The 8,841-nt window shown below is 59.9% G+C and carries 3 protein-coding genes; 1 reads left to right on the top strand and 2 read right to left on the bottom strand.

Going from position 1 to position 8,841, the window contains the following annotated elements; genetic code table 11:
- Window positions 1-457: 457 nt before the first annotated feature.
- Window positions 458-3,526 (top strand): FG-GAP-like repeat-containing protein, encoded by a 3,069-nt coding sequence (locus ABX749_RS12305; RefSeq protein WP_372896247.1) that lies wholly within the window; start codon window positions 458-460, stop codon window positions 3,524-3,526.
- Between the two features lie 63 nt (window positions 3,527-3,589).
- Here ABX749_RS12305 and ABX749_RS12300 read toward each other — a convergent pair whose 3' ends face one another.
- Both ABX749_RS12300 and ABX749_RS12295 read right to left on the bottom strand, forming a co-directional pair.
- Window positions 3,590-6,643: an FG-GAP-like repeat-containing protein gene (locus ABX749_RS12300; protein WP_372896246.1), complete on the bottom strand. Its 3,054-nt coding sequence runs from the start codon at window positions 6,641-6,643 to the stop codon at window positions 3,590-3,592.
- Window positions 6,644-6,653: 10 nt separating this feature from the next.
- A partial coding sequence (locus tag ABX749_RS12295; RefSeq protein ID WP_372896245.1) for an FG-GAP-like repeat-containing protein occupies window positions 6,654-8,841 on the bottom strand: 2,188 nt, incomplete at its 5' end.

The raw sequence follows: 8,841 nt of genomic DNA, 5'->3' as shown, positions 1-8,841 counted from the left end.
GGCCCAGCCCCCCAACCCACGGCAGGTGCAATCTTTAACAGCAGGTAGTCGTGGGCTTTCTTTGCTGCGAGCGACTCGACCCTCCCAAAGCGCATTGGCATCTACACCATTCGCTTTTTGCCCAAAGGGCATGCATATCCATAGCCTGGGGCAAGCAAACCGAGCATTTGCGAGGGTCGCGCCGCCCCAGGAACCGCATCGCAATGAGGTAAACTTTGGCCAAGGGCCATGCACAACCTTCGCGTTTGACGAGGCATTTGTGGATGGCCGTTGGCCAATCCCTCGCGTCCCGTTTGCGGACCTTGGGCGATGCCCAAGTCAAAATCACGACTCCGTCGGCGGCACGATGCAGTGATCACGCTACACTGGTGGCAAGGATCTTTCCTCGTCATCCAGCGAGAACCCGTCCACTCAGGTCCGAATGAGTCGGCATCAGTCTCCTCTTGAAGTTCAAAGCGTGATTCAGGACCTTTTCATCGCCCGCCGTGCACCGTGTCGGGCCACTCCGTCTCGTTGGATTCGCGACCGTCTTCGAATGGGAGTGATGGGATGCGTGCTGTGTGGCGTGATGGCCGGCGGATGCGACGGAACCAAACCGAACGCCCCCCCGTCATCCGGTGGAGCCTCTGCGGAGGCGGCCGGCGAGTCGCAGGATCCACGGGCGCTGATGGAATCAGCGATGCAAGCCGGGGACTGGCAACGGGCCGATCGCTACGCCAAAGCGGCGTTGATCGCTGATCCGAACGATCCCGATTTGGTCTCGCTGGTGGCCAAGGTCAATGCGTACTGCGACCGCAAACGAGACGCCGCGAATTTGTTGGTCGAAGCGGCCAAGCTGGCGGATTATCGCCCGCCCGCGCGGGTGAACTTGGCGGTCCAGGCGCTGGTCGAAGTCGGTGAAATCTATCCGGCGATCGATCTGCTGGAACAGTCTCTGGCGATGCATCCCGAATCAAATCAGCAGCGTCGCATGCTGGTCGGATTTCTGGCCGAGGTCCAACGCACCGATCGAATCGGACCGCACCTGAAGGCGTTGATCCAGAATCGTGCTTTCGATCTTTCGCTGCTGTTGGCGACGACAGAAAGATCGTCGCGACGTCTGTCGGAAAACACGGCGTCTCGATTGTTACAACGCAATCCCACCGATCGCCGCGTGCGTCTGTCCGACGCGTTTCTCTTCCTCTATCGACACGACGCGACCCGGGCGATCGACGTCTTGGAGGACATTTTGCAGCATCATCCCGATTTCGCGCCGGCGCATGCGATGTACGGACAAGCGTTGGTGTTGGCCGGGCGTTGGGAACAGTTGCCGCAATGGATCGAAACCGCGCCGGCTGGCAGCCCCGATTTCGCCGGCTATTGGCTGACCCTGGGTGACGCGGCGATGCACCACGATGAAACGGCAGCGGCGGTTCGCGCCTACTGGGAAGCGACACGTCGTGATTCGAGCAACAGTCTGACGTGGGATCAACTGCGATTCGCGATCCAACGTCTGCAAGCCGGCGAGTCAGAGTTTCGCGATGCGATTTCAAAGGAACAGCTGGCGGTCGTGTCCGACCATGCGGACGCCTTACTGACTCTACGGGAACACTTCAATGAGTTCACCGGCGGTGGGTCGGTCAGCCAAACGGGCGCGGCGCAGGTCGCGCGTTCGCTGCTAAACGTGGGTCGAGTCTGGGAAGCGGAAGCCTGGTCCGCGGTGGCGACAACCCTGTCGGAAGATCCCAGCGATCAGCTGAAAACGTTGCGAAATGAAATCGTTCGCCAGCTCGGCCAAAGTCAGGAATGGGTTTCCACGCAGAACGCGTCAGGGCGTCTTGATTTGGCGTTCCTGCCACCGCCGCAGTTGGGATCCGCATCGGCAGTCGAGTTGCGGTCGTCCGTCATCGCGACGATCCCTTCCCACGATCATCTGCGGATGTCGGAACAGTCGCTTTCCTGGGGTTTAGATGCGGTCGGCCAAGGCAACAATCCGACCAACGCGCGGTTGGCGGCGCTGATTCGTTCCACAGGCGTCGGTGGGGGCGCGATCGACTATGACTTGGATGGTCATCCCGACCTGATGATGATGAACGCGGGCGGGACGATGCTGCAGAATGACTCGATCGCCAACGATTTGATGCGCAACCTGGGAGACACCTTCGTTCGCGTCAGTCCGAGGGCGGGTGTGGCCGACCGAGGCTATGGACAGGGAGTCGCGATCGGAGACTTCAACGGCGACGGTTTTCCTGACCTGTTCTTTGCGAACCTTGGGGCGAATCGTTTGCTGCACAACAACGGCGACGGCAGCTTCACCGACTGCACCGAGCGACTTCGCGACGACCAACCGCCCGCCTGGTCCACCTCCGCAGCGATGGTCGACATCAATGGTGATTCAATCTTGGACCTGCTGGTGACGAACTATTGCAAGACCGTCGAAAATCTGGACAAGGCGTGCCCCAACGAGGAAGGTGTTTTGGGTCCCTGTCATCCGTTGAAGTTCCCCGCCGAGTACGATCAATTTTTCCTGGCAACGGGGACGGGCGAATTTGAAGACGTGACCGACACGTGGATCGACCGATCGTCTCCCGGCCGCGGGCTGGGCATTGTTGCCGGCGCGCTCGATGGCCAAAACCTGGGCATCTTTGTCGCCAACGACATGTCGCGCAACGCCTTTTACACGCGTGCTGCCGGTGAGCGGATGAAACTCGACGAAACCGCTTCGGCGCGCGGTGTCGCCGTCGACGCGGTGACTCGGGCCCAAGCATCGATGGGGATCGCCAGCAGCGATTTTGATTTAGACGGCGACCTCGATTTTTACGTCACCGGATTTGCCCGCGAGTACAACGTGTACTACGAACAGATCTCGCCGGGGATGTGGAAAGACGAAACGGGAAAGCTTGGGTTGGTGGAACCGACACTGTCCCAGGTCGGCTTCGGCACCCAAGCGATTGACATGGACAACGATGGGATCGATGAAATCATCGTGACCAACGGACACATCGGCGAGTTTTCCGGACCGGACGTTCCGCCATACGAATTGCCGATGCAGTTGTTCCGCCGCGGTGCGACCGGTCGATTCGAGTTGGTCGAAGACGACGCCTGGGGCGAGTATTTTACCACGCCGCACGTGGGCCGAGCGCTGTGGACGACCGACGTAAACCGCGATGGCCGGAACGACGTGATGGTCACGCACACGCACGAGCAAGTCCGTCTGCTGGTCAATGAAACCGAATCCCCAAATCATCGGATCGCATTCCGATTGGTCGGTACCGACAGCAGCCGTGATGCGGTGGGAGCGGTGATCCGTTTTCGCTGCGACGGCCGACCACGAACGGTCTGGTCGCTCGCCGGCGATGGATACTTTTGCAGCAATGAGAAAACGTTGATCGCGGGACTCGCCGAGTCCGATCGGGTGACGGATCTGTCGGTGACCTGGCCGGACGGTTCGGTGGATCGGATCGGAACGTTGGCTGCCGATCAGGTGTATCTGATCACGCAGGGGCTTGGCGAGGCGTTCTCGCTGTTTGAATACGGGCGGCCGTGAGAATCATCGCGGGACGCCCGGACGCCGGCGTGAACCGGCGGACGTCAGACGAAGACCAGCCGTTCACCAACGTTCAAACGGTTCCGGATCGCCTTCGACGATCAACAGTCGGCGATCGGCGGGAAGATTGTTGATTTGCTGACGCCGTCCACTCGGCCAGCGGATCGAGAGCCGGTCGACTTGTTGGCGGTTGCCGAGACCGAACGCCAGGATCGCTTCGTTACGGCAAAAAAATCCGTCTCCGGCGACGACCCAATCTGACAGACTGCGGTCTCCGACTTGCACCTCCACCTTGGCGCCGATCGCATCGCGTTCGCTTTGCGTGCCGACCAGTTGAATTTGAATCCAGTGGTTCTGCGTTGCGGTGCGGTTGATCAGCAGCGCCGAGGTCTCGCCGAGATGCGTGACGACAACGTCCATCTTTCCGTCGCGGTTAAAATCCAGGCGTGCCAGTCCGCGTCCCACGTGTCGACCGCTCCAGTAGCCCGAGGGATCGGACACGTCGCAAAGCTCGAACCGGTTGCCGAGATTTCGAAACAATTGCGGGGGTTGTTCAAAGGGATCGGGAATAGCGGCGGACTGTTCGATGTGTCCGTTGGTCACGACCAGATCAAGCGTGCCGTCGTTGTTGTAGTCGATCGCTTGGGTTCCGAATCCGAGCACAGAGGAACTGGGTCCGGCCAGTCCGAATCCGACGTTTCGATCTTGAAACATTCCATCGCGGTTGAGAAACAGACTGGCATTTTCGTCTTGGAAATTCGTCACGTGAAAATCAAGGGCGCCGTTTTGGTCGAAGTCACCTGCGGCCACGCCCATCGACGCGGTCGGCACGCCGTCGAACCCGAAGGCACAACCGCGTGACATCGCGACATCACTCCAAGGATTCTCGTCCGCCCCGCTTCCACGGACCCAAAGTTGATTGGGGTCGGTGTCATTGCCGACAAAGACTTCGTTTCCCGGATGGCGATCATCAAAATCGCCGACGACGACCCCGAGTCCGGAGGCGGCTGCGGTTTCGGGATCACCGATGAGCCGAAAGGACGCTTGCCCCTTGCCATCGTTCGTGATCCATCGATCGGTGCCCGGATTGAACTCGGCCGGCTTGAGATAGCCGACGACTTGCCCGAGCTTGTTGACTGCGGGACGTTTGCTGAAGGCGGGGTCGTGCAGATAGTTCAACTCGAACACGTCCGGCAGAGCATCGCCGCTCAAATCCGCCATCGCCAATGAAGTCGTCAGGATCGTTTTGTCATCACGGTCATCGAAGTCGACCGATCGAAAGGTGCCATCGCCGGAGTTGATCCAAAGCGAATTCTGTCCGACGTTGGCAACCACCAAGTCCGCGAATCCGTCTTGGTTCCAGTCGCCGACGGTGACACCGGTGGAGTAGCGAGACTGTTGGGCGCCGGCATGCCCCGTGACGTCCACCAGTTTCCCTTCCGTCTGACGATACAAAACGTTGCTTTCGCGACCGACAAAGTCCGGCGGGTCCGCACCACCCTGGGTGAAATAGAGGTCCGCCTGGCCGTCCAAGTCGTAGTCGATGACCGCAACGGCACCACCGACGGATTGATACACCGAAAAACCACGATCCTGGCTGGAACTGGCGACGTGAAACGCATGCGTCAGATCGACGTTCGCGGCGACATTCTCGAACGAGGGCTCAACCGACTGGAAAGGTGCGGGGCTCGAACCGGCTGTCGGGGCCGGAACGTTTGTTTCAGTCAGATTCATCGCGGGCAAGGGGAATGCATCGAGTCGCATCCCGCAAAGTTTGACCGCCGTCTCGGGAAAACCCTGCTCGGATTGGACCAACCGCACGAGTTCGCCTTGCAGCCCTTGCAGGACATTGCGTGGGGCCCGCTGGTAGTGGGCTGCCAATGACTTCCACAAGACGCTTTCCAGTCGACGATCGAGTGACTCGAGTAACGCGGCGAGCCTGAGCATCGATGCGAGATCGGGCTGCGGCGCATCGGCGATCCGATTGTTGACTTGGGACACGTCGCGGAGTGTCTTCCAACGCTCGGACCACTGTTCGGCATCTTCGCCGCGGCCGAGCGCTTCCAGCGCAGCTCGCAAGCGGACGATCGATCGGAAATCCGAGGGCTCACGATCGAGGGCTTCCAACAACGCTCGGGAGGCCTGTTCCGGCTTGCGTTGGGTCCACCAATAGGTCCCGATGGCGGCCCAGTATTCGGAAAACTGTTTCGTGCGGGCATCGACTTTGCCCAGCCACCACTGAAAACTCACATCGTCCTGTGCCTCGGCAGCGGCGCGGCCGAAGAACGCAACGATCGAGGGCGGCTGTTGATCGGCATCGACCGAATCACGCAACACGTCGACGGCCGCTTGGAAGTTTTCGTCCATGAATAACTTTCTCGCTTCGCCGGAGACGCCGATCGGATAGTACAGGTGTTGATCGGGAGCAGCAGGGGTATCGGAGGGCGGGTCGTACATCGCATCGCTCGGCTGCATCAGCGAGTGCAATTCGTCCTGACGCACGTTGCCCTGTCTGCACAGATGGCGGACATGTTCGACGGCTTCATGGCGTCGCCCTTGACGGTTGTAGAGAAACGCCAGCTTTCGATGTGCCGGAGCGGCTTGGGGGATCTGTTCCAGAATTTTCAGATAGCCACGTTCTGCGTCTTGATAACGTCCCAACTGGAACGACCAATCGGCGGCCTGACCGAGTGCCGGCAGTCCAGATTCAGGATGATCGGCGGGGATGCTTTTCAGCACTTCGATGGCCTCGGCCAGATCACCGCGCCCGGCCGCAAGGTTGGCCATCCGGAACAGGATTTCATCATCGTCAGGGTCGACCAACAACAGAGACCGCAGGACAGACTCGGCACCGCGCAAGTCACCTTGTTGCTCCAGTTGCTCGGCTTTGGCAATCACGCCGGCGCGATCCATTTTGACGTTCGGTGGTGGATCGGTGGCGACGCCTGTTTGCGGCTCAGCGTCCGACGCATTAGCCGATGGCCCCTGCGCCAGCGAATCACTGTCTTGTTCTGCGGACGTGATGGCCGTCTCGGGATTCTCGCTATGCCGACACCCGATCGAAAGGATCAGGACAAAGGCAATCGCCGACGTCAGATAGATCGTTCGGTCAGTCACTTGTTCACGCTCAATGAATTTCAATTTCGGGCCAATCGAAATCCGATTGGTTCTCGATCAACAGGATTCGCCGGTCGACAGCGGTCGGGCCGAACTGCTGGTCAACGCCGCTGGGCCACTGGACCCGGATCTGATCGACCGAGTTGGCATCACCCAAACCGAACGACACGACGGCTTCGTTTTTGGCCAGGTATCCATCGCCGCCGATCACCCAGCCGGTCAATTGCTGGTCCGCCAGGTGAACCGTGATCTTGGCGCCGATCGCATCACGTTCGCTTTGGACGCCGACCAACCGCAGCTGCAGCCAGTGATGGGGCGTCGGCGTTTCGTTCATCAACAGTGCGGTGGTTTCGCCGACGTGGGAAATCACGACGTCGGTCCTGCCGTCACGATTGAAATCGAGTGTCGCCACGCTGCGTCCGAGATGCCCAGTGGGCCAATAGCCCGACGGATCGGCGACATCGACGAGTTGAAAACGCCCCGCCAAATTGCCGAACAGTTGCGGCACTTGCTCAAAGGGACCGACCATCGATTGGTATCGGTCGATGTGACCGTTGCTGACCACCAGATCCGGCAATGCGTCGTTGTCATAGTCCAAGGGTTGGGAACCGAATCCCAGTACCGAACGACTGGGGACGCCAAGCCCATATTCAATCGCCCGATCGCGGAACGAACCGTCTCGGTTCAAGTACAGGCAGACGCTTTCGTTTTGAAAGTTGGCGATGTGAAGATCCAACGTCCCGTTCCCATCAAAATCGCTTGCGGCGATTCCCATGCTGGCCGTCGCGGCACCCGACGATGAATAGGCACTGCCGTTGACAACCGCCAGATCTTGCCAGACGCCGGAGTCGCGATCGCGGACCCACATTTGGTTCGGCGATTTATCGTTGCCGACAAACACCTCGTTGCCGGGTTGTCCGTCAAAATTTGCGATCACGATGCCCAGCCCCTTGTGCGCGTCGGATGCCTGTCGGCTGATCGCTTGAAACACCGCATTGCCTTTGCCATCGTTGCGACCGATGCGGTCCATTGCCGATGTAAAGTCGCCGGGACCGACCGCATCGACGACCTCGCCGGATGCATCACGATCAGGCATTCGTGCGATTTCAGGATCTTGGATGTAGTTGAGTTCCACGAGATCGGGGATCTGATCGCCATCCAGATCCGCCATCGCGACCGAAGCCGGCATCCGATGCGGATCGTCGCTCCCGGCAAGCGGTGACGCCGAAAACGTGCCATCCCCGTTGTTGATCAGCAGCAGATTGGCGCCGATGTTGGTGGCCACGATGTCCGCAAATCCGTCTTGGTTCCAATCTCCGGCGGTGCAACCGATCGTGTAGTGGCGCTCCGTGACAGCGGCGTCGGCGGTCACGTCGCGAAGCTGCCCGTCGGCCTGGCGATACAGCATGTCAGAGCGATCGGCTAGAAACTCCGGCGGATCGGCAGCACCTTGGGCACAATAAAGATCCGCCCATCCATCCAAGTCATAATCGAGGACGGCGATCCCACCGCCGGCTTGTTGGTACATCGCAAACCCAGAATCTTGGGGATCGCGAGCCACCGCGTAGGCATGTGTTAAGCCGATCTCGGTGGAGACGTTACGAAAGGCGGCGGGATGCGGCGCGGCCTTGAGGGAATTTGGGCTCGGGGGTTGCGCGGCCGGAGCATGGACCGCAATTTCAACGTCGGGAAGTGGATAGGCGCCGAGTTCCATCCCGCACAGTCGCGTCTGGCGACTGGGAAACCCATCGCCGGCGGAGACCAATTGCTGACGTTGGGTATTCCAATGCGTCATCACTTCGGCGGGCAGCTTGCGGTAGTAGGCCTCCAGGGATTTCCAGGCAACAGCCTCCAGCTTGCGATCGATCGCGAACAACTGGGACGCCAGTTCGTCGATCGCATCGACATTCGGTGTCTGGGCATTCGGTGTCTGGGCATTCGGTGTCTGGGCATTCGAAATCGAATTGTTTGCCGTCAGCACTTGGTGCAACGCTTTCCAACGTTGTTCCCAGTTTGCATAACCGTCCGCGTCGCCCAGGATCTTGAGCATGTACAGCAAGCGGTTGATCGTCAAAAAATCGGTGGGATCGCGATCGAGAGCTTCCAGTGCGGCTCGAACGGCGGCCTGGGGCTGTTGCTGCCCGGCCAAGTAAGCGGCCCATGCGGCCCAGTACTCCGAGAATCCACGCACGGCATCG

It is taken from the genome of Stieleria sp., from assembly GCF_041595215.1.
Taxonomy (GTDB): Bacteria; Planctomycetota; Planctomycetia; order Pirellulales; family Pirellulaceae; genus Stieleria; species Stieleria magnilauensis.
This window is presented reverse-complemented; position numbering and strand designations above follow the sequence as displayed.